The organism is Pseudomonas sp. KCJK9111, assembly GCF_046231935.1.
In the GTDB taxonomy this organism is placed as follows: domain Bacteria; phylum Pseudomonadota; class Gammaproteobacteria; order Pseudomonadales; family Pseudomonadaceae; genus Aquipseudomonas; species Aquipseudomonas parafulva_B.
On the sequence record NZ_JBJJMO010000041.1, the window covers coordinates 1 to 26,190 of the forward strand.

General features: G+C 60.6%; 16 protein-coding genes and 1 tRNA gene. 9 read left to right on the plus strand and 8 right to left on the minus strand.

Annotation, left to right across the window (positions count from 1 at the left end; genetic code table 11):
- Positions 1-187: 187 nt before the first annotated feature.
- The 4 genes from ACK59L_RS14515 to ACK59L_RS14530 form a co-directional block, all read right to left on the minus strand.
- Positions 188-263, minus strand: a tRNA-Phe gene (locus tag ACK59L_RS14515).
- A 91-nt stretch (positions 264-354) separates the two neighbouring features.
- The gene (locus ACK59L_RS14520; protein WP_058639172.1) at positions 355-627 is read right to left on the minus strand and encodes an oxidative damage protection protein; all 273 of its coding nucleotides are present in this window, start codon (positions 625-627) and stop codon (positions 355-357) included.
- Positions 627-1,691 (minus strand): A/G-specific adenine glycosylase, encoded by a 1,065-nt coding sequence (gene mutY, locus ACK59L_RS14525; RefSeq protein WP_409274393.1) that lies wholly within the window; start codon positions 1,689-1,691, stop codon positions 627-629. Before mutY ends, ACK59L_RS14520 begins: the two co-directional genes overlap by 1 nt.
- Complete coding sequence (locus tag ACK59L_RS14530) at positions 1,688-3,943, minus strand: AsmA family protein (protein ID WP_409274395.1); 2,256 nt, start codon at positions 3,941-3,943, stop codon at positions 1,688-1,690. The genes mutY and ACK59L_RS14530 overlap by 4 nt, the downstream gene beginning before the upstream one ends.
- Before the next feature lie 283 nt (positions 3,944-4,226).
- Here ACK59L_RS14530 and ACK59L_RS14535 point away from each other — a divergent pair, with 283 nt between their 5' ends.
- From ACK59L_RS14535 to hisF, 6 genes are all read left to right on the plus strand, one after another.
- On the plus strand, positions 4,227-5,888 hold the full coding sequence (locus ACK59L_RS14535) for an OFA family MFS transporter (RefSeq protein WP_196142477.1): 1,662 nt from the start codon (positions 4,227-4,229) through the stop codon (positions 5,886-5,888).
- 260 nt (positions 5,889-6,148) lie between these two features.
- Positions 6,149-6,742 (plus strand): imidazoleglycerol-phosphate dehydratase HisB, encoded by a 594-nt coding sequence (gene hisB, locus ACK59L_RS14540; RefSeq protein WP_023532883.1) that lies wholly within the window; start codon positions 6,149-6,151, stop codon positions 6,740-6,742.
- Positions 6,743-7,381, plus strand: coding sequence for an imidazole glycerol phosphate synthase subunit HisH (hisH, locus tag ACK59L_RS14545; protein WP_058604243.1), 639 nt, complete (start codon positions 6,743-6,745; stop codon positions 7,379-7,381).
- Positions 7,382-7,642: a DUF2164 domain-containing protein gene (locus ACK59L_RS14550; protein ID WP_023532918.1), complete on the plus strand. Its 261-nt coding sequence runs from the start codon at positions 7,382-7,384 to the stop codon at positions 7,640-7,642.
- A 27-nt stretch (positions 7,643-7,669) separates the two neighbouring features.
- Positions 7,670-8,419, plus strand: coding sequence for a 1-(5-phosphoribosyl)-5-[(5-phosphoribosylamino)methylideneamino]imidazole-4-carboxamide isomerase (gene hisA, locus ACK59L_RS14555; RefSeq protein WP_058604245.1), 750 nt, complete (start codon positions 7,670-7,672; stop codon positions 8,417-8,419).
- Positions 8,420-8,502: 83 nt separating this feature from the next.
- Positions 8,503-9,273 carry an imidazole glycerol phosphate synthase subunit HisF gene (gene hisF, locus ACK59L_RS14560; protein WP_145253785.1) on the plus strand — a complete coding sequence of 257 codons (771 nt, stop codon included), beginning with the start codon at positions 8,503-8,505 and terminating at the stop codon, positions 9,271-9,273.
- 38 nt (positions 9,274-9,311) lie between these two features.
- Here hisF and betA read toward each other — a convergent pair whose 3' ends face one another.
- From betA to betI, 3 genes are all read right to left on the minus strand, one after another.
- The gene (gene betA / locus ACK59L_RS14565; RefSeq protein ID WP_023532909.1) at positions 9,312-11,003 is read right to left on the minus strand and encodes a choline dehydrogenase; all 1,692 of its coding nucleotides are present in this window, start codon (positions 11,001-11,003) and stop codon (positions 9,312-9,314) included.
- Positions 11,004-11,147: 144 nt separating this feature from the next.
- Positions 11,148-12,620 carry a betaine-aldehyde dehydrogenase gene (gene betB, locus ACK59L_RS14570; protein ID WP_023532870.1) on the minus strand — a complete coding sequence of 491 codons (1,473 nt, stop codon included), beginning with the start codon at positions 12,618-12,620 and terminating at the stop codon, positions 11,148-11,150.
- 38 nt (positions 12,621-12,658) lie between these two features.
- A complete protein-coding gene (betI, locus tag ACK59L_RS14575; RefSeq protein WP_023533018.1) occupies positions 12,659-13,312 on the minus strand; it encodes a transcriptional regulator BetI in 654 nt (217 codons plus the stop codon).
- Positions 13,313-13,787: 475 nt separating this feature from the next.
- On the opposite strand from betI, the gene ACK59L_RS14580 reads away from it, so the two are divergent.
- The 3 genes from ACK59L_RS14580 (at position 13,788) to ACK59L_RS14590 (ending at position 25,386) form a co-directional block, all read left to right on the plus strand.
- Positions 13,788-15,791 (plus strand): BCCT family transporter, encoded by a 2,004-nt coding sequence (locus tag ACK59L_RS14580; protein ID WP_409274400.1) that lies wholly within the window; start codon positions 13,788-13,790, stop codon positions 15,789-15,791.
- 306 nt (positions 15,792-16,097) lie between these two features.
- A complete protein-coding gene (locus ACK59L_RS14585) occupies positions 16,098-20,528 on the plus strand; it encodes a dermonecrotic toxin domain-containing protein (protein ID WP_409274402.1) in 4,431 nt (1,476 codons plus the stop codon).
- A gap of 187 nt (positions 20,529-20,715) precedes the next feature.
- Positions 20,716-25,386: a hypothetical protein gene (locus ACK59L_RS14590; protein WP_409274404.1), complete on the plus strand. Its 4,671-nt coding sequence runs from the start codon at positions 20,716-20,718 to the stop codon at positions 25,384-25,386.
- Between the two features lie 32 nt (positions 25,387-25,418).
- Here ACK59L_RS14590 and ACK59L_RS14595 read toward each other — a convergent pair whose 3' ends face one another.
- On the minus strand, positions 25,419-26,186 hold the full coding sequence (locus ACK59L_RS14595; RefSeq protein WP_409274406.1) for a divergent polysaccharide deacetylase family protein: 768 nt from the start codon (positions 26,184-26,186) through the stop codon (positions 25,419-25,421).
- Between the last annotated feature and the right edge of the window lie 4 nt (positions 26,187-26,190).

The window sequence follows — 26,190 nt, forward strand, 5'->3', positions numbered from 1 at the left end:
ATGCTAAGGACGACAGGGGGCTGGCTTTTTGATGTTGGTCAACTTGGCCGGGATGAGTGCTGTTGCTCGAAGGCTACCCATGACGAAGGGCGGTCCACCAGCACTTTTCGACAGGCAACAAAAAACCCGCACTGGGCGGGTTTCTTGTGTCGCTTCGGGTAACTTTGCAACCACCAGAAGCTGAAGGTGGTGCCCAGAGACGGAGTCGAACCGCCGACACGAGGATTTTCAATCCTCTGCTCTACCGACTGAGCTATCTGGGCGACGAGGTGAATTAAATAGACTTTCAGACTGCTCGTCAACGACTTTTTGAAAAAAATATTAAATTAATTCCGTCGCTTACGTTCCCCGAGGTCACTGCGAGGGCGGTACGTAGCCTTCTGCCTGGGCGTATTCTTCGCCGGCGAAAAACTTGTCCATCTCGGCCTGGAGGAATTTGCGGTCCTCGCCATTCATCATGTTCAGGCGCTTTTCGTTGATCAGCATGGTCTGGTGCTTCTGCCAGTCGGTCCAGGCCTTCTGCGAGATGTGATCGAAGATGTCCTGGCCCTTGGCCCCCGGATAGGGTGGGCGGTCCAGGCCGGGCAGTTCTTCGTTGTACTTGCGGCACATCACGGTGCGGGTCATCAGGCATCTCCTGCAATCAGTTCGTCGGCTGCGCGTTTGAGCAGCTTCTTCACCGGGGCGGCCAGGCCCAGGCGCGGTGGGGTGGCCAGGTTATACCAGAGCCAGTCGGCATCGACCATGTGCCCTTCGACCGGGTCGACGTGCACCAGCCAAGGCTCGATGGCCAGCTGGAAGTGGCTGAAGGTGTGGGTCAGGTTGTCCAGGGCGCGGCTGCGGCCCAAGCGCAGGCCGTGCTGGTCGGCCAGGTCGTCGAGCTGGGCGATGTCGTCGAGCTCCGGCAAGCTCCACAGCCCGCCCCACAGGCCGCTGGACGGGCGACGGTACAGCAGGATGGCGCCGTCGTCGTTGGCCAGCAGCGGCATCAGCGTGCGCCGCTGCGGTAGCGCCTTGCGCGGTTTGGGCTCGGGGTAGCGGGTTTCTTCGCCGTGCAGGTGCGCCTCGCAGCCGCGCCGTACCGGGCAGAGCAGGCAGGTGGGTTTGCTGCGGGTGCACAGCGTCGCGCCCAGGTCCATCATCGCCTGGGTGTAGTGGTTGGCACGAAGCTTGGGCGTGAAGCGCTCGGCGGTGGCCCACAGTTGGTTGGCCACCTTAGGCTCACCGGGGTAACCGGCCTGGGCGGTGAACCGGGCCAGCACCCGCTTGACGTTACCGTCCAGGATCGGCGCACGAATGCCCATGCTGATGCTGGCGATGGCGCCGGCTGTGGAGCGGCCGATACCGGGCAGCTCGGTGAGCTGCTCGACGCTGCGCGGAAATACCCCGCCATGCTGCTCGACCACGATTCTTGCAGCCTTCTGCAGGTTGCGGGCGCGGGTGTAGTAGCCCAGGCCCGTCCACAAATGCAGCACCTCGTCCTCGGGCGCCTCGGCTAGCGCCTGCACGGTCGGTAGCGCGTGCATGAAGCGGTCGAAATAGTTCAGCACCGTGCTGACCTGGGTCTGTTGCAGCATGATCTCAGACACCCATACCCGATACGGGTTGATGCCCTGTTGCCAGGGCAGATCGTGCCGACCGTGCGCGTCGTACCACTCCAGCACAGCGCTGGAAAACTGCTCGGGTGTCATCGCTTGAACAGCCCCTTGAGCGCGTCTTTGAGTTCCGGGCTCACTTTGTCTCCGAGTTTTTCATCGAGCTTTTCGTCGATCTTGTCTTTGAGGCGATTGCCTGCGAGTTTGGCAGCGACCTTGCCCATGCCGTCCTTGTCCAGACGGCAGGCCTTGGCGCCCAGCTCCAACGGGCCACGGCAGCGCAGCGGCACTTCCACACCCACATAGCGCTCGTTGACCTGGCAGGCCGGGTCGGGCATGGCCCGCTGGTCGCCCTCGACGATCACACCCACGTTGTAGTCCATGCCCAATACCCGCAGGTCCACGTCACCATGGCCGTTGACGGTCAGGCCTGGGATTCGCACCTTAAGGTCAGGGTTGCTGGCCACGCCATTGCGAATCACCACGCTGCCACGCAGCTCCTGGAACGGGGTGTCCTTGCCGCGCGGCTCGCCGCTGAGCGACTTGCGGTTGAGCGTGGCGATGGCCTGGCACAGTTGCTGTTCGAGGTTGGCATTGACCAGCACACCGTCATTGATGGTGAAGTTGGCTGTGCCGTTGAGCGTGTCCACCAGCGCTTTCTGGCTGTTACCGGTGGCGGTCAGGTCGCTGGACAGGGTCAGCAGGCCCTTGACCGGCGGCGTCTTGTCTTTGTCGTCGGTCTTGATGAAGTGCTCGACCGGTACTCGCTGGATGCGGGTATTGACCCCCAGCTGTGGCACGGCGGGGCGCACATCGACCGTGCCCTTGGCCTCGAAGGTGCCGTTGTACAGGTCACCGCGCAAGGTTTGCAGGGTCAGTAGCCCACCCTGGCCATTGGCTGTCAGGCGGGCGTTGCCGATGGGCAGCTTGTCCAGCGTCAGCGAACCGAAGCTCAGGTCTGCCTGCAGGTCGAGGACGCGCAGACGGTCCACCGGCAGCAGTTTGTCGGTGCTCCAGGCGCCCTGGGTGGGGGCGTCGGGCAGCGGTGTGCTGCCTGCACCAGCCACGGCACTGGCTTCCTGCTGCTGTACCTGGGCCTTGCGCGCAGCAGTGGCGCCCTTGGCCTCTTCGCTTTTGGCCGGCAGGTACCGGTCGGCATCGAAGCTGTCGCCCTTGAGCTGCAGGCGCAGGGCTTGCCTGGCGAAATCTTCGATCGCCACGCGCCCGGTGAAGGTGCTGCTGTCCAGTTTCACCGACAAGTCTTCCAGGGCGATGCTGGCAGGGGTGCCTTGCAGGCGCGTGACCAGTTCGAGTTTGCCGAAGGCGGCCGGGTCCTGGGTGGCGGGCAGCGGATGGCCGATACCGTCCAGGAACGTGCGCAGGTCGAACTGCGCAATGGACAGGCCGCCACTTAGCTGCGGCGTCTTGTCCAGCTCACGCAGGTTGAGTTCGCCCAGGGCGCGCAGCTGGTTGGCCGACAGTTTCAGGCCGTTCCATGACGCCACGTTGGCGGCCTGGTCGAGCAGCAACTGGCCCTGGGCGGCGAAGGTCACGGTCTTGCCGCCGGTCGGCTCGCCGGAGGTTTCACCCGACAGGCGCATGTCTTCGAAGCTGTAGCGCTTGAGCGCACGGTCCAAACGCAGCTCGCCGGCCAGTTCGGTGCGCGCCTTGATGTTGGGCTGGCTGGCGCTGATGAATGCGCTGGCCTTGAGTGGAATATTGGCGCCTTCGTGCACCGCGCCAGTGCTGAGCTGAATGCTTTCGGCGTTGTAGCTGACGCCGCTGCGTGCGTCGGTGTACTGCACGCGTGCATTGTTCACGGTCAAGCTGTCGATATCGAGCTTGACCGGTCGGTCTGCGCTGGCGGTGCCGGAGCGCTGATCGCTGTTTTCGGTGCCTTGCGCATCCCCTGGCGCAGGGGTCTTGCCTTCGGCCGACGCGGGCAATGGCTTGCCGAAGTCCTCCCAGTTGCCATGCCCCTGTTCGTCACGGGTCAGGATCAGGTTCAGCCCTTCGACGCGCACATCGCTCATCTGCACCTCGCGGCGCAGCAGCGGCAGTACCCGCACCGACAGACCCAGCATCTGCAAGTCGGCAAAGGGCGACTTGGGCGCATTCAAGGTGGCGATGCTGGCGTCATGCAGCTCCAGCCCCAGCCATGGGAACAGGCTCCAGCCAATGTCGCCGTTGAGGGTCAGCTCCACATGAGCCTTGTCGCGCGCCAACTGGCGAATCTCGTCTTTGTAGTCGTTGGGATCGAACAGGTGGGTCAGGGCAAAGCCCAGCGCCACGATGATCAGCAACAACCCGAGAAGCCCTAGGCCCAGGATTTTGCCGAACGCTTTCATGGGCGAGTCCTTAACTATCGGAATGTGAATTCAAGCGCGAGAGTATAGCGCCGCAGCGGCCGTCCCTGTTTATTCGCCTGGATATACCGGCCATTTCCTACGTGCCAAGCAGATGCTACGGCTTTCGACAGCGGTGATCATGGCAGTTCAGAAGATCGGCTACAGCGCCTGACCGTGTCAGCCGAACTAAAATGGGCGATATCAGATTGCTTTCATGTGATCGGATACTGCACCCTTGCGCCGCTTTGCCTGCCTCCACAACTTATAAAAAAGGATCATCTCCATGAGCCGTACCGTGACGGCGGATGCCCTGGCCAGTGCGCCAGGCTTCCTCTCCAAGGAACGCATCATCGCCCGGCCGGGCTTCAACCGCTGGCTGGTGCCCCCGGCTGCTCTGGCCATTCACCTGTGCATCGGCATGGCCTATGGCTTTTCGGTGTTCTGGCTGCCGTTGTCGCAAGCCTTGGGTATTACGGCGCCGGTGGCATGCGCGCCAGACATGAGCTTCATTGCCCGGTTGTTCAGCGCCGAGTGCGACTGGCCCATTTCGATGCTCAGCTGGATCTACACCCTGTTCTTCGTCTTCCTCGGCTGTTCGGCCGCCGTGCTGGGCGGTTGGCTGGAGCACGCCGGCCCGCGCAAGGCCGGGCTGGTCTCGGCGCTGTGCTGGTGTGGCGGCATGCTGATTTCCGCCATCGGGGTGAAGACCCATCAGCTGTGGCTGATGTGGCTGGGTTCCGGTGTGATCGGCGGCATTGGCTTGGGCCTGGGGTACATTTCGCCCGTTTCCACCCTGATCAAGTGGTTCCCGGACAAGCGCGGCATGGCCACCGGCATGGCTATCATGGGCTTCGGCGGCGGAGCCATGGTGGGTGCACCGTTGGCCACGGCGCTGATGGGCCATTTTGGCAACGCGCACGAGGTGGGCGTATGGCAGAGCTTCGTGGTCATGGCCGCGATCTACTTCGTGTTCATGACGGCCGGCGCCCTGGCGTATCGCATCCCGCCCACCGGCTGGAAGCCCGAAGGCTGGAGCGCACCGGCCAAGAAGGCGGGCAACGGCATGGTCACCGATCGCCATGTGCACGTCAGCGTAGCCTGGAAAACCCCGCAGTTCGTTTTGGTCTGGCTGGTGTTGTGCCTGAACGTTTCGGCCGGTATCGGTATTCTTGGCATGGCCTCACCGCTGTTGCAGGAAGTGTTCGCTGGCAAGCTGCTGGGCAATGAACTCACCTTCAGCCAGCTCAATGCCGCGCAATTGGCGCAGATTGCCGCCATTGCGGCGGGCTTTACCGGCTTGTTGAGCCTGTTCAACATCGGCGGGCGGTTTTTCTGGGCGTCGTTCTCCGACTATATCGGGCGCAAGAATACCTACTTCGCCTTCTTTGCCTTGGGCGTTGGCCTGTACAGCCTGATCCCGAACATGGGCCACTTGGGCAACGTGGCGCTGTTCGTGGCGGCGTTCTGCATCATCCTGTCGATGTATGGCGGTGGCTTCTCCACGGTACCGGCCTACCTGGCCGACCTGTTCGGCACGCAAATGGTCGGCGCCATCCATGGGCGCCTGTTGACAGCCTGGGCCGCCGCCGGGGTGCTGGGGCCTGTATTGATCACCTACCTGCGTGAGTATCAGTTGGCGGCTGGCGTCGAGCGTGCGGCAGCGTACGACATGACCCTGTACATCCTCGCTGGCCTGCTGGTGCTGGGCTTCATCTGCAACATGCTGATCCGCCCGGTGGCCGACAAGCACTTCATGACCGATGCGCAACTGGCCGCCGAACGTGCATTGAGCCACGACAAGGGTGCTGACGGCGCGCGATCCCTCGAATGGAAGGCCGCACCTGGCAGCCTGCCGCTGGTGCTGCTGGCCTGGGCCGTGGTGGTGGTGCCGTTGGCCTGGGGCGTCTGGGTGACCCTGCAGAAGACCGCCGTATTGTTCCACTGACCTAGGCCAGTCGAAGCGTTGTCATGGGGCCTTCGCGCCGGGCCCCGTGGCATCGATGCTGTCGGCAAGTGCAACAGGGCCGCGTTCAGTGGCGACCCTCCGGTTAGTACAAAGCGGTCATCGCCTCCCGGTTGTATAGACCTGTAGCGGTATCCGAGCCCGTCATGACTGGGCTTGCCATATGTCTTGCGCGTTCCAAGCAGCGGCCATCTGCGCCTATAATGCAGCCCTTTTCGCCTAATGATTTTGCGGAGCTGGTGATGGTCGAACGTAAGGCTTCCGTCGAGCGCAATACCCTGGAAACCCAGGTCAAGTGCTCGATCAACCTCGATGGCAGTGGCAAGGCCCGATTCGATATCGGCGTGCCTTTCCTTGAACACATGCTGGACCAGATCGCCCGCCATGGGCTGATCGATCTGGATATCGAGTGCAAGGGCGACCTGCATATCGACGATCACCATACCGTCGAGGACGTCGGTATCACCCTGGGCATGGCGTTCGCCCAGGCCATCGGCGACAAGAAAGGCATCTTCCGCTACGGCCACGCCTATGTGCCGCTGGACGAAGCATTGTCGCGCGTGGTCATCGACTTTTCCGGCCGCCCTGGCCTGCAGATGCATGTGCCTTACACCCGTGCCAGCGTCGGCGGTTTCGACGTCGACCTGTTCCAGGAATTCTTCCAGGGCTTCGTCAACCACGCCCTGGTCACGTTGCACATCGACAACCTGCGGGGGCACAACACCCACCACCAGATCGAGACCGTGTTCAAGGCCTTCGGCCGCGCACTGCGTATGGCTGTTACCCTCGACGAGCGCATGGCCGGGCAGATGCCGTCCACCAAAGGGTGCCTGTAAATGCAGACGGTAGCGGTAATCGACTATGGCATGGGCAACCTGCACTCGGTGGCCAAGGCGCTTGAGCACGTCGGCGCCGGCAAGGTACTGGTCACCAGTGATGCAGCGGTGATCCGCGAAGCGGACCGGGTGGTGTTCCCAGGCGTTGGCGCCATTCGCGACTGCATGGCCGAGATTCGCCGCCTGGGCTTTGACAGCCTGGTGCGTGAAGTGAGCCAGGATCGCCCATTCCTGGGCATCTGCGTAGGCATGCAGGCGCTGCTCGAGCACAGTGAAGAAAACGACGGCGTCGACTGCATTGGCCTGTTCCCGGGCCAGGTGCGCTTGTTCGGCAAAGACCTGCAAGAAGACGGCGAGCATCTGAAAGTGCCGCACATGGGGTGGAACGAAGTCAGCCAGAGCGTCGATCACCCTCTGTGGCACGACATCAGCGACCGGGCGCGTTTCTATTTCGTGCACAGCTACTACATTGCCGCCGGCAAGCCCACCCAGGTGGTCGGCCGTGGCCATTACGGCGTCGATTTCGCTGCGGCGCTGGCCGATGGTTCGCGTTTCGCGGTCCAGTTCCACCCGGAGAAAAGCCATACCCATGGCCTGCAACTGCTGCAGAACTTCGTGGCCTGGGACGGGCGCTGGTAAATGAGCCGTTCGAAGACCAAGGCGCCGATCCTCACACTGGCCCCCGAGCAGGAGCGTGAAGCGCTCGATACGCTCAAGCGCTTTCTCGAAGACCGTTTCGAGCTGGAGCTGGGGTCGTTCGAGGTCGCCGAGGTGCTCGAACTGTTCACCCGTCACATTGCACCCCATTACTACAACAGGGCGATCGCCGATGTTCAGCTGCACCTCAAGGAGCGGTTCGAGAGCATCGAAAGCGATCTGTGGGCGCTCGAGAAGCCCTGAAACCCCAAGAACGGACAGGTTCCCAAGATGCTGATTATCCCCGCTATCGATCTGAAGGACGGTGCCTGCGTGCGTCTGCGCCAGGGCCGCATGGAAGATTCCACGGTATTTTCCGATGACCCGGTGAGCATGGCCGCCAAGTGGGTCGAGGGCGGCTGCCGTCGCCTGCACCTGGTCGACCTCAACGGTGCCTTCGAAGGCCAGCCGGTCAACGGTGAAGTGGTCACCGCCATCGCCAAGCGCTACCCCACCCTGCCGATCCAGATCGGTGGCGGCATCCGCTCGCTGGAAACCATCGAGCACTACGTCAAGGCTGGCGTCAGCTATGTCATCATCGGCACCAAGGCGGTGAAGCAGCCTGAATTCGTGGCCGAGGCCTGCAAGGCCTTCCCTGGCAAGGTCATCGTCGGGCTGGACGCCAAGGACGGCTTCGTCGCCACCGATGGCTGGGCCGAAGTGAGCACCGTGCAGGTCATCGACCTGGCCAGGCGCTTCGAGGCCGATGGCGTCTCGGCGATCGTCTACACCGACATCGCCAAGGACGGCATGATGCAGGGCTGCAACGTACCGTTCACCAAGGCCCTGGCAGAAGCCACGTCGATTCCGGTGATCGCTTCGGGTGGCATCCACAACCTGGGCGACATCAAGGCGCTGCTCGAAGCCAAGGCGCCTGGCATCATTGGCGCCATCACCGGCCGCGCCATCTACGAGGGCACCCTCGACGTAGCCGAGGCTCAGGCCTTCTGTGACAACTACCCGAGCATTGGCCAGCGCTAAGCGAGCGCGACAAGGGGGCGCCTGTGGCGTCTCCTGTGTTGCCCCACGCTTGCCGCTTGCTGTTGCTTCCCAGGAGCCCTCTCATGGCTTTAGCTAAACGCATCATCCCTTGCCTGGACGTGGACAACGGCCGTGTGGTCAAGGGCGTCAAGTTCGAGAACATCCGCGATGCCGGCGACCCGGTGGAGATTGCCCGGCGCTATAACGAGCAGGGTGCGGACGAGATCACCTTCCTTGACATCACGGCCAGCGTCGATGGTCGCGATACCACCCTGCACACCGTCGAGCGCATGGCCAGCCAGGTGTTCATCCCGCTGACGGTGGGGGGTGGGGTGCGCACCGTGCAGGACATCCGCAACCTGCTCAATGCCGGTGCCGACAAGGTATCGATCAACACTGCCGCGGTGTTCAACCCGGACTTCGTGGGCGAGGCCGCAGACCGCTTCGGTTCCCAGTGCATCGTCGTGGCCATCGATGCCAAGCAGGTATCAGCCCCGGGTGAAACCCCGCGCTGGGAAATCTTCACCCATGGCGGGCGCAAGCCGACCGGCCTGGACGCGGTGGAGTGGGCGAAGAAGATGCAAGACCTGGGTGCGGGCGAAATCCTGCTGACCAGCATGGACCAGGATGGCATGAAGAACGGGTTCGACCTGGGCGTGACCCGTGCCATCAGCGATGCGTTGAGCATCCCGGTGATCGCCTCGGGCGGGGTGGGTAACCTTCAGCACCTGGCCGATGGCATCTTGCAAGGGCATGCCAGTGCCGTGTTGGCTGCCAGCATTTTCCATTTTGGGGAGTACACGGTGCCTGAGGCCAAGGCCTATATGGCAGCGCGCGGAATAGTCGTTCGCTGACCCGAAAAAAAGGGGCTGCCAGGCAGCCCCTTTGGTGATCAGCCCTGCTTCACTTCACGCATGGGCTTGCCTTTGACCGGCGCGTCGTTGGCCACGTAGTACTTGGCGGTGCTGCGCGGCAACGGCTTGCGACCACGGATCTTGTCCGAGATTTTCTCGGCAATCATGATGGTGGTGGCGTTGAGGTTGCCGGTGATAATGATCGGCATGATCGACGCATCCACTACACGCAGGCCCTGCATGCCATGCACGCGGCCTTCGCCATCGACCACTGCCATGTCGTCGGTGCCCATCTTGCACGAGCACGATGGGTGGTAGGCGGTTTCGGCGTGCTCACGGATGAATTTGTCCAGCTCTTCATCGGTTTGCACGTGCGCACCTGGGCTGATTTCGCGACCACGGTACGGGTCCAGCGCTGGCTGGGCCATGATTTCGCGGGTCAGGCGAATACCGTCACGGAATTCTTCCCAATCCTGCTCGGTGGCCATGTAGTTGAACAGGATGCTTGGGTGCTGGCGTGGGTCCTTGGACTTGACCTGGACGCGGCCGCGGCTAGGCGAGCGCATCGAGCCCATGTGCGCCTGGAAGCCATGTTCCTTGACGCCCTTGGAGCCGTTGTAGTTGATGGCCACCGGCAGGAAGTGGTACTGGATGTTCGGCCATTTGAATTCAGGGCGCGAGCGAATGAAACCGCCGGCCTCGAACTGGTTGCTGGCCCCGATGCCGGTACCGTTGAACAGCCACTCGGCGCCGATGGCCGGCTGGTTCCACCACAGCAGCGACGGGTACAGCGAGACGGGCTGGGTGCACGCGTACTGAAGGTACAGTTCCAGGTGATCCTGCAGGTTTTCGCCAACGCCTGGCAGGTCGTGAACGACCGGGATGTCCAGGCTTTCGAGCAGGGCGCGCGGGCCCACGCCGGAGCGCTGCAGCAGTTGCGGCGTGGCGATGGCGCCGGAGCTGACGATCACTTCCTTGCGGGCACGTGCTTCGACGCGCTCTTCGCTGTCGCCCACCAGGTAGCTCACACCGATGGCGCGCTTACCGTCGAACAGTACGCGGTCGCTCAGGGCGTGGGTCACGATGGTCAGGTTGGGGCGTTTCTTGGCCTGGTCCAGGTAACCGCGGGCAGTGCTGGAGCGGCGGCCATTCTTGGTCACCGAACGGTCCATCGGGCCGAAGCCTTCCTGCTGGTAGCCGTTGAGGTCTTCGGTGCGCGGGTAGCCGGCCTGTACGCCAGCCTCGACCATGGCGTTGAACAGCGGGTTGTTGCCAGCCTTGGGCGTGGCCACGCTCAACGGGCCGTCACCACCGTGGTAGTCGTTGGGGCCGATGTCGCGGGTTTCGGCCTTGCGGAAGTACGGCAGGCAGTCCAGGTAGGCCCAGTCTTCCAGGCCTGGCAGCTCAGCCCAGCCATCGAAGTCCAGGGCGTTGCCGCGGATGTAGCACATGCCGTTGATCAGCGAGGAGCCACCCAGGCCCTTGCCACGGCCACATTCCATGCGGCGGCCGTCCATGTGCGGCTCCGGGTCGGTCTCGTAGGCCCAGTTGTAGCGGCGGCCTTGCAGCGGGAAGGCCAGGGCAGCTGGCATCTGGGTACGGAAGTCAAAGCGATAGTCAGGGCCGCCGGCTTCGAGCAGCAGCACGGTGGTGCCTGCGTCTTCGGTAAGGCGAGTAGCCAGGGTGTTACCGGCAGAGCCGGCACCAACGATGATGTAATCGTATTCCATGGGAAGCTTCCTCCGGAAGCAGTTGCGCGTCTGGTGCTGCACCTGGTGCAGCCTGGCCTGACGCGCAAATGGATGAGTGCTGCAAGGGCCGGTCGGTCAACGACCGGCGCTGTCCTGCAGCATGGGCTGGCGTGCTACGGCCGGTCAGAAGACCGAGGCGTAGTCGCCCAGCTCGACCTGTACCGACTTGATGCGGGTGTATTGGGCCAGCGAGCTGATGCCGTTCTCGCGGCCAACGCCCGATTGCTTGTAGCCGCCCACCGGCATTTCGGCTGCCGACTCGCCCCAGGCGTTGATCCAGCAAATGCCCGCTTCGAGCTGGTGGATGATGCGGTGGGCACGGTTCAGGTCGTTGGTGCACACACCGGCAGCCAGGCCGTATTCGGTGTCGTTGGCGCGGCGGATCACTTCTTCCTCGGTCTCGTAGCTGAGGATGCTCATGACCGGGCCGAAGATCTCTTCCTTGACGATGGTCATGTCGTCGCGGCAGTCGGTGAACACGGTCGGGGCCACGAAGGCACCCTTGCCGAAGTCGCCTTCGGTCAGGCGCTCGCCGCCACACAGTACGCGGGCACCTTCTTCCTTGCCCTTGGCGATGTAGCCCAGCACGCTTTCCATGTGCTGGAAGCTGACCAGCGGGCCGAAGTTGGTGTTTTCATCTTCCGGGTTGCCGGCACGGATACGCGCCACGCGCTCGAGAATCTTGGCTTCGAAGGCGGCCTTGTGCTCGGCTGGGATGAACACGCGGGTACCGTTGGTGCACACCTGGCCCGAGCTGTAGAAGTTGGCCATCATGGCGATGTCGGCGGCCTTGTCCAGGTCGGCGTCGGCGCAGATGATCAGCGGCGACTTGCCGCCCAGCTCCATGGTCACTTCCTTGAGCGAGGAGCTCGAGGCGCTGGCCATAACCTTCTTGCCGGTGGTGGTGCCGCCGGTGAAGGAGATCTTCTCGATGCGCGGGTGCTCGGTCAGCCAGCTGCCGACTTCGCGGCCGCTGCCGGTCAGTACGTTGAACACGCCGTCCGGCAGGCCGGCTTCGGTGTAGATCTCGGCCAGCTTGAGGGTGGTCAGCGAGGTGACTTCCGACGGCTTGAAGATCATCGCGTTGCCGGCAGCCAGGGCCGGTGCGGATTTCCACAGGGCGATCTGGATCGGGTAGTTCCAGGCGCCGATACCGGCAGTCACGCCCAGCGGTTCGCGACGGGTGTAGACGAAGGACGATTCGCGCAGCGGAATCTGCTCGCCTTCGATGGCAGGGACGAGGCCTGCGTAATATTCCAGCACGTCAGCGCCGGTGACGATGTCGACGTAGCGGGTTTCGGAGTAGGACTTGCCGGTGTCCAGGGTTTCCAGCATGGCCAGCTCGTCGTTGCGTTCGCGCAGGATGTCCACGGCGCGGCGCAGGATGCGCGAGCGCTGCATGGCAGTCATGGCCGCCCACACTTTCTGGCCGCGCTCGGCGCTTTCGACAGCCTTCTCGACGTCAGCCTCGGTGGCGCGTTGCACGTGGGCAAGCACTTCGCCGGTAGCCGGGTTGATGGCTTCGAAGGTGGCATCGGTGCCAGCGTCGACGTAACCGCCATCGATGTAGAGTTTTTGCGTTCCGAAACGGGCCATAGTGTCCTCGCAAGTGCAATGTGTGAGTAGGCCGGGCTTCACGCTCCTGCCGTGCTGGCAGAGGCCGTGCGCCGTTTTTCAGCAGCAGGGTCAGTACCCAGTGTGTGCTGCTTGGCCAGTTGTAGATCCATGTATTCGTAAGCGATCCGTATTGCCTGGTCGGTGTCGAAGGCATCCCCCGACAAGGCTCCACGCAGCCACAGGCCGTCGATCAGAGCCGCCAGCCCGCGGGCTGCCTTGCGTGCATGGTAAAGCGGCAGCACGCGGCGAAACTGGCAACACAGGTTAGAGTACAAACGGTGGTCGTTGATCCGTTGCAACCTGTGCAGATCGGGCTGGTGCATGCTGGAAGCCCAAAAGGCCAACCAGGTTTTCATCGCCGGGCCATTCACCTGGCTGGCATCGAAGTTGCCCTCGATGATCACTTTCAGGTGGGCGCGCGGCGCATCGTCCGTCAACGCCTGGCGGCGTGCTCGCACGCCTTCGTTGAGCATGCTCATGATGTAGCCCATCGTCGCTGCGATCAGGCCGTTCTTGTCCCGAAAGTAGTGACTGATGATGCCGTTCGACACGCCGGCCAAACGGGCAATGAGCGCAATGCTGGCGTCCCCCAGACCGACCTGATCGACCGCTTGTAGCGTGGCTTCGATCAACTGCTGACGGCGGATGGGTTGCATACCGACCTTGGGCATCTTGCTTTCTCCTCAGGTCTGCGAGCAGACGACCAGCGTCTGACTCGGCGAAGACCAGTCTATTTTGTTTTGATTGAACGTTCAATCAATAAAGAATAAGCTCTGCGACAATTTGTGCCATTGACAGCCCATGTGGCGGCTCCAGCGGCATCGATTGAAACCTTAGGAAATCGCGCAAACCCAGGGCCGGCAAGGCTTGTACGGGGGCGATCGATAAAGGATGCAGACGCCGTCGCAGCGTGGATAACCTGCGACATGCCTCAGGATCGGGCGATATCCCTGTGACCAATGCGCGCACTTTCAACCGTGCGCAGCGTTATGAAGCGGTGGTAGCGGCGTATGTGTTGCAGCGGATCGGTTCGAAACCGCGATTCCCAGGGTGCTTTTATAACACCTGATGCAGTGGGGGTATTCCACCAAATGCTCAGGAAGACCGATTAGCCTCCACTGCCGTTCTGCCCGGAGCCTTCTTGCAATGAGTTCTGCCTCACTAACCAAACCCCCCGCCGAGAGGGTACGGGTCAACCGCGTGGTGTTCTACACCTCGGCGCTGATGATCCTCGTTCTGACTGCCTTGCTTATCGCTGTTCCTGAAACTGCCGGCCGCGTACTGGGCGTCGCCCAGCAGTGGCTGACGCGCAGTTTCGGCTGGTACTACATGCTGGTGATCTGCGGCTACTTGCTGTTCGTCATCTACCTGGCGTTTTCCGACTACGGCAAGCTCAAGCTGGGCGGCAAGGAAGACCAGCCTGACTTCAGCTACGGCGCCTGGGCGGGCATGCTGTTCTCGTCGGGCATCGGTATCTCGCTGTTGTACTTCGGGGCATCCGAGCCACTGGATCACTACTTCAATCCGCCCGAAGGCACGCCGGCCAGCCTGGAAGCGGCGCGTCAGGGCCTGCAGCTTACGTTCCTGCACTGGGGCCTGCACGGCTGGGCGATCTACGCCCTGGTGGGCCTGGCCGTGGGTTACTTCGCCTACCGTCACAACCAGCCGCTGGCACTGCGCTCGGCACTTTATCCACTGGTGGGCGAGCGCTGGGTCAAGGGCGCTGCCGGCAACGCTGTGGATATCTTCGGCATGTTCGTGACCCTGCTGGGCCTGGTCACCAACCTTGGGATCGGCTCGATGCAGGTCGCGTCGGGGCTTGAATACCTGTTCGGCATGGACCACAGCAAGACCAACCTGCTGGTGGTGATTCTGGTAATGGCTGGTGTTGCCACAGTGGCAGCGGTCTCGGGCGTGGAAAACGGCATCCGCCGCCTGTCCAACCTGAACATCGCGCTGTTCAGTGGCCTGCTGATCTTCGTCCTGCTGGGCGGCGAAACCCTGCACCTGCTCAACGGCTTCGTGCAGAACGTGGGCGACTACCTCAACGGCATCGTGCTGAAAACCTTCGACCTGTATGTGTATGAGGGTGAGGTGGGCAAGTCCGAACGCTGGTTGGGCCTGTGGACGGTGTTCTATTGGGCCTGGTGGATTTCCTGGGGCCCGTTCGTAGGCATGTTCATTGCCCGGATCTCCAAGGGCCGTACCGTGCGCCAGTTGGTCAGCGGTGTGCTGTTGATCCCGCTGGGCTTCACCTTGGCGTGGCTGTCGATCTTCGGCAATACCGCCTTGGACTTGGTGATCAACCATGGCGCCGTGGAACTGGGCAAGACCGCCCTCGAGCAGCCGTCCATGTCGATCTACCAACTGCTGGAATACTTCCCGGCAGCTAAGATCGTGATCGGTGTGGCCGTGTTTGTTGGCTTTGTGCTGTTCCTGACCCCAGCGGACTCCGGCGCAGTCATGATGGCCAACCTGTCGTGCAAAGGTGGCAAGGTCGACGAGGACGCCCCGCACTGGATGGTGGTGTTCTGGTCGGTGATCATCACCCTGGTCACCATCGGTTTGTTGTTCGCCGGCAACTTCGAAGCCATGCAGACCATGGTGGTGCTGGCAGGCCTGCCGTTCTCGGTGGTGCTGGTGCTGTTCATGTTCGGCTTGTACAAGGCCATGCGGCAGGACGTGGCCATGGAGCAGGAGCGGGCCGAACTGGCCGCACGTGGCCGTCGAGGCTTCAGTGAGCGCCTGACTCAACTCGAACTGCAACCGACCCAGGCGGTGGTGCAGCGCTTCATGGACAAGCAGGTAAGCCCTGCGCTGAAGGATGCAGCGGCCCAGTTGCAAACCCAGGGCTTCGACGTCGAGACCCGGGTCGGCCAGTCGCGCAACATGATGGGCCTGCGAGTGATGATGGAAGAAGGCAACCCCTTCGTCTATGAAGTCAGCCTCGATGGTTACATGGCTGCACCGACAGAAGCCCCGGCCGAGGGTGAGCCCGAGGTACGGCAACGCTTCTACCGCGCCGAAGTGTATTTGCACGACGGTAGCCAGGAGTATGACCTGATGGGTTTTGCGCCTGAACAAATCGTGCGCGATGTGCTGGATCAGTTCGAGAGCCATCGGCAGGTGTTGGGGCGGGTCTACAGCTGACGCACGACCTGGCCTAGCAATATGTACGGCCAATGACCACACGTGCGTGGCTACGGTGGGGCTCCCGATTCAAGGAGGCCCACCATGCCCACCGCTCGAGCCGCTTCATACGACTTCAAAGCCCAGGTCAACGCGCAGTTTTCTGGTCGGCCTACCTTACGGCAAGTAGCCAGCCGGCAGATCATGGGGCTGCTGATAGCGCACTACCCCCTGATCGCCGTGCATCGCCCCACGCTCAAGGATGCCAACCAGCTGAGCCTGGTCAGGGCGAACCCCGATGGGCAAAGCTCAACGACCCTTCCACTCGTGGACGAGATACTCAAGGCCAAGCTGCACAACCGAGTGCTGGACTTCACGCCAGTGGCCAACATCAATCAGTATCTGCTGCTCAACGGCAAACACTTCTTTGCCATCCCCGACCCGTTCGAGACTGCCGAGGGCGATCAAATCGATCTCGTGGCTCTGCAACCTGCCTTCGAAGACCTGCTGCTTTTACTGGACGACTATTTCAACGCGGCACAGGTCAAGTACTGGCGTGCTGTCGGCAGTATGGGCGTCAGCCGCGATCGCTGGCTGCAGCTGGTCATGAAAACGGCGCTGCTGCACAACCTGTCGCTTCACGGCTTGAGTGCTCGGCAGCAGGCCTGTCTGCGTGAACTCTTGGGCAGCCCCGGTAAGCGACCGACTGTGTTCATGGTGGAGATGGTACGTCCTTATCAGAACAGCAGCGTTAGCCGTTTCCTGCCCGATCTCATCGTACAGGGGCAGTGGAACCAGGGTGAGGCAGTGCTGTGGTGCAAGCCGTCCGGCGTGGTCTGGGCGTTCGACACGCTGGATGAATTTGCGCAGGCCCTACAGCAGGAGTATCCCGCCCTTGTGGACGAGCAAGGGATGGTATGGCATCGGCATGAGCTTGAAGGAGACCCCTTCGCCCAGCAAACGGCCATGATGCAGGAACTGATGTTGGGGCAAGTGAAAGACCTGTCCACGGCACCTTTGGCTGACGTCAAGGAGCTGGAGCAGGGCTACTTTGCGTTGAGCGATCCTTCGCAATGGTTCATCGAAGGCTACGTCGACCAGTCCGACCTCCAGAAAGCACCCAAAGGTGTACTTCAGGTACCAGCGGCCGATAGCTTCGCTTGCCAAAGCGCCTTTTTCGAAATTGCCCTGGCTCAGGCCAACTCGAACGGGGCAGGTGCATTGTCCGGAATTCTCGATCTTCACAGCTATACCAGTCAGCAATTGCGCAAGCAGCTGTTGCAGGATCATCCGGTCGATGCCAATTATTTTCCCGATGACGTGCTGCTGGAATTGAGTACTGCCTACGGGGTTTCTGGCGGGGCAGGCACGGGTGTCGGCGACGGCGTTGTGGAAAAGCGCACCATTACCTTGACGGAGTTCGCCATTGGTAACCTGAGTTCGCTCGGGCAAGCGACCATCACCGCCATCGGCCACCGTGAAAACCAGCTGATCATGGATTGGTTGACCGTCGACTACCTCAAGCAGCTTGTCTGGCGAGCGGATATCGGTGCCACTTATCCGGCGTATGTGGTCACCCATCTCGACGACGCGCAGCGCCAGCCTGAGCGGGTTAAACGTTTTGCAGGAGAATGGCGAAGTGCATTCCTGTATAGCGCCTTGCAGGCAAAATTGACTCGACGGTTGAGCGAAGTCGGTCTCCAGGCTATTTCCGATTATTGCGGCGGCAGGGTGGACGCAACGCAACCGGCCAGCACGCTGATGCCTTTCGCAATGCGACGTGCGCCGAACAGTGAGCTATATGATCAGGTACATGGCATGTATGTCCTGGTCAATCAGACGCCAGGGGCAGTTGTGCTGTACAGGCCCCTCTACGGCGGTAAGGCCGTGCTGGAATTCACCAGCACAGAGGCCTTGATGGATGAGGTACGCAACAATGCTGAGCTGCAGGCCAGCATTCTCGACTGGCTAGCGCCTGAAGTACGCCCTGTCTACGACTACGGCGGGTTCAGCGAGCCCCATCTGGGGCATTCGATCATCGATACCTCGATCCTGCCCGGGCGTGTTGCGCCTGCTCAGTTCTGGGCCAGACCCTGGCTAGATGATGTCGACCTTCAGTTGTACAGAGCCAACCGCGATTTGCTGGTCGATCTGGCCGAACGCAGCTCGGTCGCCAACGCCGAAAGCCAGTGGGCGATTCTCACCCAAGGTGCCTGGTTGCTGTTCGACGTAGCGTCCATGTTGGTCAGTGGCCCCGTCGGCGCTGTAGCCTGGATGGTCCAAACGGTCAACGCCGCGGCGGCCGACGAAAAAGCCATCCGTGAAGGTACGGCGTTCGAGCGCTCGGCTGCCATGGTGGATATCGTGCTCAACCTGGTGATGGCGCTGGGGCACGTGTTCAAACCAAAAACCGCCGCCAAGCCCGTAGAACTACCCGATGCAGTACGCCCGTCGACGTTGGCCCCCGGATCGACGCTCCCAGTGCTGGCCGATGCCGATGTGCCGAGGCAAGGCAAAGTCTACCTTCCTGGGCCAGTCACCAAGGCGCAGGCGATCATGGATTTCTCCTTCTCAGGTGGGGAAGGGTTCAATGCCTTACCGGCCGAAATGCGCAGCAAGGTCTTGGGTTTGCGCGTGCAGATCGATCTGGAACAGCACTCGCCGGCTTCCAGCGGGGAGGCCGCAGGTTTGTACACGGTCGATGGGCAACGCTACGCAAAGATGCTGATGGGCACCTTTGCTGTATCGGTCGATGCCGAAGGCGTGCGCATCATTGATGCGCAGGGCAAGCCTGGCCCATGGTTGAAGCGTGTGGGCGGGGCATGGCGTATCGACTCGGGCCAACGCTTGCGAGGCGGGATGCCCAAGAGTCGTCTTCAGCTCATACGCGAAGAGAACATGCGCCGCGAAGAGAGCATACGTGAAGAGGATGAGCGTTTGACGCGTGCGCGCGAAGCATTGGTCGCGACCTATGACCGACATGCTTCTGAAGTGGATAAGACCACCGAGAAACTTGATGAACTTGAGCGAATAGAAACGCCTGATGCACAGCAACTGGAAATGATCAGCCTACTGCGCCAGGTCAGGAGGGGGCAGCGCCAGTATGTGTGCAACGACCTGGACGCGCTCATCAAACACGACAGTGAACACGACGCTCTGCTGATGTCGGGCGGGTCGGTAAGACCTTCCAGTCAGTTCGTCTCGACCACGGTAGCTTATCAACGCAGCATCATCCGACGTGGCCTGTTGGCGTCCTGCGAGACGTATTACAACTTGCTGGCGGTCATGATCAATGAAGAGTCCATAGACGCGCAGCTTGATGAAATCGCAGTCCTACCTACCACGGAGCAGGAGCAGCAAAGCTACAAGCGATTGACCGCCTCGCTCGAGCGTGTGACACAGTGGGGCAAAGACATGCTGGCCTTGGCCGCAAAGCTTGATCCGCTACTCGAAAGCACGCGAGCCGACAATGACATTGTGTTCCAGGATGCTGATGGCAAGGTCGAAAACAAGCATCTTGAACTGACCAGAATTATCCAACAGCGCAAATTGAACGCCATTGATGTTGAGTTTCGACTGCTTGAAGACCTTGGCGAATTGTCACTTGATCGTCTACGAGGTGCCTCCGAAGAGCAGATCAACGCGTACAATGAAATGCTGATTGGAAAGGCTCTCAAGAGTGCGGGCAGTGCCCACGGTGACCTGGCGGGTAGTGGCTTGTCTGCCGGGGAGCGAGTCGCTGTGCTCAATGACGTGATTGATGCGTACGAGGAGACCATTGGCAAGGCGCAATATCTGGCCAGCTCCCGGCCTGAAGCTATCCGACTCGACAAGCTCCAACAGTACCTCGACGAGCTACGCCGGTTGAAGCTGTTGGCCAGCGAGGAAATGCAGGCCAATATTCGTGAGGTCGAGCAGACCGAGGCCTTTGCACCACGCACGCCCGTCTATGCTCCACGCGGCGGTGTGCGTCGAATGGTCAGAACCAAGCAGGGACGTAACGTAGTCGGTGTCGAGACCGTCGACGACGCAGGTCTCCCTGTACTGCAGCAAGTGGACAGTCATGCCAAGGTGTTGAGAACCTTCCGCCGGCAGGATAGCCAGTGGCAAGAGGTCGAACCGTCAGGCGCTGCTGAACAGCCGCCGAGCCCTGCCATCAAGGTAAGCGAGTTGCGTCGACAAGCGCAAAAACTGATCAATAACGTTGATGCCACGGTTGCGATGGCAAGGAAATTCTTCGCCAAGAATGAGCCATTAGGATTGGCCACGATCGTCGACGAGCACGTCAAAGACCTTAAAGCCAACCTGGCGTTGTTGCCTCGAACTGATGCTGAAAGTGCGTTACGAGGGCGGATCGAGCATGCAATCACTGAGCTTGACGACCATCGTCAGGAGCTGCTCAAGACCTATTACCTGACCTGCAAAACCCCTACCTTGAACGCGCTCAAATTCCTTTACGAACTGGGTGAGATTACCGTTAGCCGAGCCGATCGCAGAGTGCCGCTGGGAGCAAATGACTATTTGGATACCTACGAGATCAAACGGGTATCAGGCAAGCCTATCTGGGAGGCTCACTTTCATTATCCTGCCGTGGACACGGCAGATCAGGACTTTTCTCGTGGGCATCTGAAATTGTGGGAGCAGCGCAGGCTTGGGCATCAAGCTGTGTTGCGGGCCGCGAAGAAACAGGAAGTGCTCTCCATTTACCGTGGCCAGCTACGCAAAGGCGATGTGGAGGGCATCATTCCATTCGAGTAACGATGCTGCTGTGGCCTGTGCTCTGCTCGCTGCCAGGTGGCAGAGCACATCGCGGTCTGTGGCTGATGAACGTAGGCCTCGACTCACTCACTGTGAATCACGGTGCTAAATCCAGGCCAAGCAATATGTAGTGACGCCGCCCCTGCAACTTGCAGCAGCCTCTTGTTTTTTCAAGAGGTGTGTAAACATGAACAATCCTGCAACGCCCATATTCGATTTCAAGCAAGCAGTGGCCCGGCATTTTTCAGGAAGGCCAACGCTGCGACAAGTGGCCAGCGAGCAGTTGCTGAAGGTCCTGGTAAATGCGTTACCGTGGCTGACCTCCACCACTCCTACGCTGACGTCCGCTGACCCTCTGATGTTGGATGCCCCCGACCCCGCTACCCCTTACTGGAATACCGGACCTTTCGTAGATCGAATACTTCAAGCCATGCTTGAGTCTAAGCCACTTGATCTGGAGGCTTTGCCAGATGGGCGTCACCACAACCTGGGGCTGACTGCAGATTTCCGCTTCGCAGGGTCCAAGTCCCCGTTTGACACTCGACAACTCAGCGGGATCTCTGCAGCGCTCAATGAGTTGGTCGAGCAACTGCCTCAACACTTCTGCGAGGCTCAGTTGCAGTACTGGAACAGTCAGGACAATGCCGGCATCACCCGTGATCACTGGATGCAACTTCTGCTCAAGACTGCGCTTTTGCGAGGTTTACCCCTGCAGGACCTGGACGCGCAAGAGCAGGCCTGCCTAAGAGGCCTCATTAGCGCAGAGCCAAATCATGGAGCCGTTTACGCCGTGCGGGTTGCGCTGGGTGATAGCTCGCTGGAGCATGAACAAGGGCTGTGCAATTTGCTGGTTTGCGGAGAATGGGACGAGCGGGAAGCCGTTCTGTGGTGCGCACCATCAGGTATCGTGCGCAGCTTTGGCTCGTTAAGCGAATTCGGTAGTGCATTGCGCGATGAGTTGGCGCAACGCTACGTGTTCGAGCGTATGACCTGGACCCGTCACCCAATCGAGGGAAATGTCTTTGCAGTACAAACCGCGTTGTTGTTGCAGGCGTTGTTCGACCGCGTAGACACTGCGTGTCTGCGTGGCCTGGGCGATGTCACAGCACTCGAAGCCCGTTTCGCCAAGCTAAGCGATCTCGCTGATTGGTTCATAAGCTATGAAAACGACACCCCCGCAGTGAGGACGCCGCCTGGGCTGTGGAGCGCTGGGGGCAAGAATACGTTCGCCTGGGGCGCTGCCCTGGTACAGATTGCGACCTATCAACTCGAGTCGGATGGTGTAGCAGCGCTTGATGGCATCGAGTCGCTTGAGGGTTACACCCGTCAGCGCCTGATCCAGCAGATGGTCCAGGACCATGAAAATAGCTGCTCACCAGACGATATTGTCCTGGACCTGGCCATGGCGCAAGGGATCTCGGGTGGTGCTGCTACCGGTGCAGGCGGCGGCGAGCCTCTCGAATATGCGGGTAGCAAGAGCTTGACAGACTTTGCCATCGGCAATCTGCTCTCGCTCAACGGAGCGATCATCACCCAGATCCGCCACCGCAGCGGGCTCGAGCTCCCTGACTGGCTCAATGCCAGCGCCGCTAGGCAGCTTGTATCCCAAGTTGATATCGGAGCGCGGTATCCACGCTATGTGGCCGACGCATTAAACGCCCCGGATAGGCGTGCCGAGCGGGTTCGAAAAATGGGTAAAGAATGGCGAAGTGCTTTGCTCGCCAGTGCTGTAACGGGGATGACTGACGGCAAGGTCGAGGAAAACGGCTTGCAATGCGTGGTGGATTTCTGCGCGGGGCATTTGGATATCGCCAATCCACGGGTGCTGCTCCTGCCGTTGACGTTTCGACGCGGCGCTTCCTCCTTGCGGACCGACAAAGTCAGCGGCATGTATGTGCTTTACTGCGTCGAGCCTGCATTGGTACTGCTGTATCGACCGCTTTTCAAGCAAGACACGCTACGTCAGTACGATAGCCTGGATGCATTGCTCAAACATGTTCAGCAATCGCAACTGCTCCAAGACAGCATCCTGCAGTGGATGGAGCCTTCGGCTATGGCCGTCTACCGGAACGGTGGTTTCAGGCCACATGTTCCTGTTCTGAACCTGGACTTTTTCACGCCCCCGGAGACACCTCCTGCCACATTGTCCGTCGAGTTCTGGCGTTCGAATATCGATGAGATGCTGTATATCGACCACTGTGAGTTGCTCGTACGGATTGCTGAGGCGAGCTCTGTTTCAAATGCCGAAAATCGCTGGCAGACCTTGATCGAAGGCGCCTGGCTTCTGTTCAATGTAGTGACCCCAGTGCTGTCTGGCCCAATTGCGTCTGTTGCCTGGTTGGTGCAGCTGATGGCGGCGCTGAAAAGCGATCTTGTATCTCTGGAGCAAGGAAATAGATTTAGTCGCTCGGCCGCCATTGTCGATCTACTGCTCAACATGGGGATGACATTAATGCATGCCCGGCGGCCTCAACTACCGCCCGTTGTCGTTGAAGAGCCGCTTGATGCCACAGCGTTCGTGAGCCCTGCACCGCAGCGAGGCGCCTTTGCCGAATTGACTGTAAAACCGACCCGCACTGACCCGATCGATGGTCAGGCATCTAATACGCTGTCAAACCGGTGGATTGACTTTTCATGGCGCGGCCAGCAAGGGTTCAATTGGTTGCCTGCACCCCAGAGAGCTGCGCTGTTGAGCATGCGTTCAAGCGTTTCATTGGCCGGGCTGAAACCACTGAGCAGTGGGGAAACTGTCGGGCTTTACAAGATTGGCGACAATCACTATGCCATGCTCGCCAATGAGGTCTACCGTGTGGAGCTTTCATCCGAAGGTGTACGAGTGGTCGATAGCGATGCTAATCAAGGTCCATGGCTGACACGCGTTGACGGTGTGTGGCGCGTTGATTCGACGCTGCGCCTCTCGGGGGGTATGAATCGTAACCAAACCCGCGTCCGCCTTGCCAGCCAGTTCCGTGAGCTGCATAAAGCGATCAATGGCCATGACCAGCGCAGAGTGGCAGCGTCCAGTGAATTCAGCCGGATCGGTTCGGAAGTGGAGAGTTTGCAGGCGAAGCTGACTGCGCTAAAAGCGCGCAGAGAGAGTACACAACACGCTCAAGCGGCCCTCCCGCAAGGGGAGGAGGCAGAAAAACTCAAGCTGTTGATTGACCAGTTCGATACGCGTATCAAGCAGTGGGAGGATGAAATACTCGACAAGCGCAATGCTGCTGTCCAGCAAATAGAGATCGCTATCGCGGCGGACGCCGCAATCTTGCCGCTTCTTTCAGCCATGAAAGAGCCCAAATACGGGACTGAAAGAGCAAAAGCGGGTTGGAATGAGATTCTTCCAGAGTATGAGGCTTCATCGCGTGCAAGTATCATCCGCAACAACGACTTCGTTGTCGCCGAGCTTCAAAGCCTCAACGATTACGCAGGCCTCAGCGCGCTGCAAAAGCGTATCGACGGGCAAGACCTGACGCAGGTCAGCGCGGAGTATGAAAGCTTCCGGCAACGATTGGCGCTCGTTGTCGATAGGCAAGACCGCGTGCTGACAGCCCTCGAACACCTCGACCAGCAGCTCGCCGACACACCCGATGACTTTGAAATCGCAGGCGTGCAGCAAGAGCCGTCGCGCACGACAGCCGAGTTGATTGCGCTGCGAAAATTCACCACCGTACAGATGCGTTTCCATCAGGCGCTCAACTTGGCGGATCTGGCCCTGCACCTTGACGATGCAGCGGGCCAGAAAAAACTCCTCGGCTACCGTGAAGATCTTGCAGGCATTGCATTGCGCAATGCGGCTGAAGCGCATGGCGAATTGGATTTCGCCAATCTTGGAGTCCAGGATCGGATCTCGATCCTGCAGGAAGCCTGGGACGAGTACTCTGCCGCCCTGCTCAACTGTGATCGGATCCACAGGGACGGCGGTGAGCTGATTGAGCCAGCCATGCTCGACCGTTATCGCGCACACGTGGAAAAGCTCAAGTTCGATGCCGGCCGGCGCCTGCTTGAAGCGGCGCGCGAACAAGATGGGGGTCAGGGCAACAGCACGTCCAACGCACGCTCACCTTACAAGGCTTCCGACACACCGCAGCATCTGGTCCGCAATGCAGACGGGCAATTGCTGTTTGGCACGCAAGTGATCCAGGACGGAAAACCCCTGCTGGAAGTTCGTGAATCGTTCAGCAATGAGCTGTTGGCGACCTTCGAGCAAGTGGACGGGCAATGGCAGCAGCGCAAGCCTGCCAAACGGCCTTCATTGTCTGATGAACCACCACCTGCGGATCTGAGCCTGTGGGTGCAATCGTTGATCGAAGAAAGCGGTGCGATCAAGGAAAAGGCTGAAGCCTATGTGAAGAATGACATCAAAAGTGGCACCCTGGTGCAGCTTTACGACGCCCAGCTCGAGAAAATGGATCAAGCGGCAGCCGTCGTCCGGGATGGGGGCGGCAACGACATGCTGCTCAGGGCGCTGGAGCGGAGCGCCGATACACTGCGGGCGGACAAGAAACTGCAGCTTACAACGCTCTATACGGACACCAGCTATCCCTCTGCCGAGGCTTTGAAGTTCCTGCACGATGAAGGCTTGATCAAGGTGGAGTATGTAGAACGGCGAACCATGCAAAATGGCACTGCCTTCGACGAATATAAAATCTTGCGCCTGCCGAGCAAGCGCAACCTCTGGGCCGCCCATTTCCATTTCGACTCGCCCGATGCATTTGCCGAAGATTTTACCGTCGGGCATTTGAAAACCTGGAAGCAACGTCGCATGAGCAGCCAGGTGGCCGCTGAGTCAGGCCTTCGTCTGCATCGAGGAAGGCTGACGCTGGAACAGGCACGAGGCATCATTCCGTTCACATGACCTGCTTGGCGGGCATCGTTCGCGATGCCCGCTCAACGGTTGCTGTAGCGGCCTTGCTTGCCATGGGCGGGCATGGCCAGGTTGCTTCGTTCGGCAATCATCTGCTGCAGGTTGATCAGCTTCACACCCTGTCGCGTGAGGTTTGGCAGCTCGCGCTCCAGCACTTCGAGGGTCTGTGGATACGGGTGGCCAATCAGCACTGCCGAGCCCTGCTTGCGTGCCAGGGCGATGCCTTGGTGCAGTTGGCGCGTAATTGCCTCCGGCGTGCGCTCATCATCCAGAAACACATCCCTGGAGACATTCGCCGTGCCCTGTGCCTGGGCTTGTGCCGCGGCCACGGTCGCAGCGCTGGTGCGGCTGTCGACGAAGAACAGGTCGCGGCGCTGTAGCTCACCCATCAACCAGGTCATGGCGTCGCGTTGTGCCGTCATGCGGCTGCCCATGTGGTTGTTCACCCCAGCGGCATAAGGCACCTTGGCCAGGGCGGCATCAAGACGCCTGGCAAGCTCGTCTTGCGACACGCCGGGGTGCCAGGCATAGGGCCCGGTGGCCGGGTCCATGGGCATGTGCAGGATGACGGTTTTACCCGCCTTATGCGCCTGGCGGGCGAAATCGGTGGCATGCGGGGTGTCGGGCATGATGGCCATGGTCACCGGCCCCGGCAGCGCCAGGGTTCGACTGTCGCGTTCGGGGCTTTGGCCGAGGTCATCGATGATGATGCTCATGTAGGCCTGGCTGGTGGGCGCGGCGTGCGCCACGCCCGCCATCAGCCCGATCAGCAGATACAGCAAATAACGCATGGGT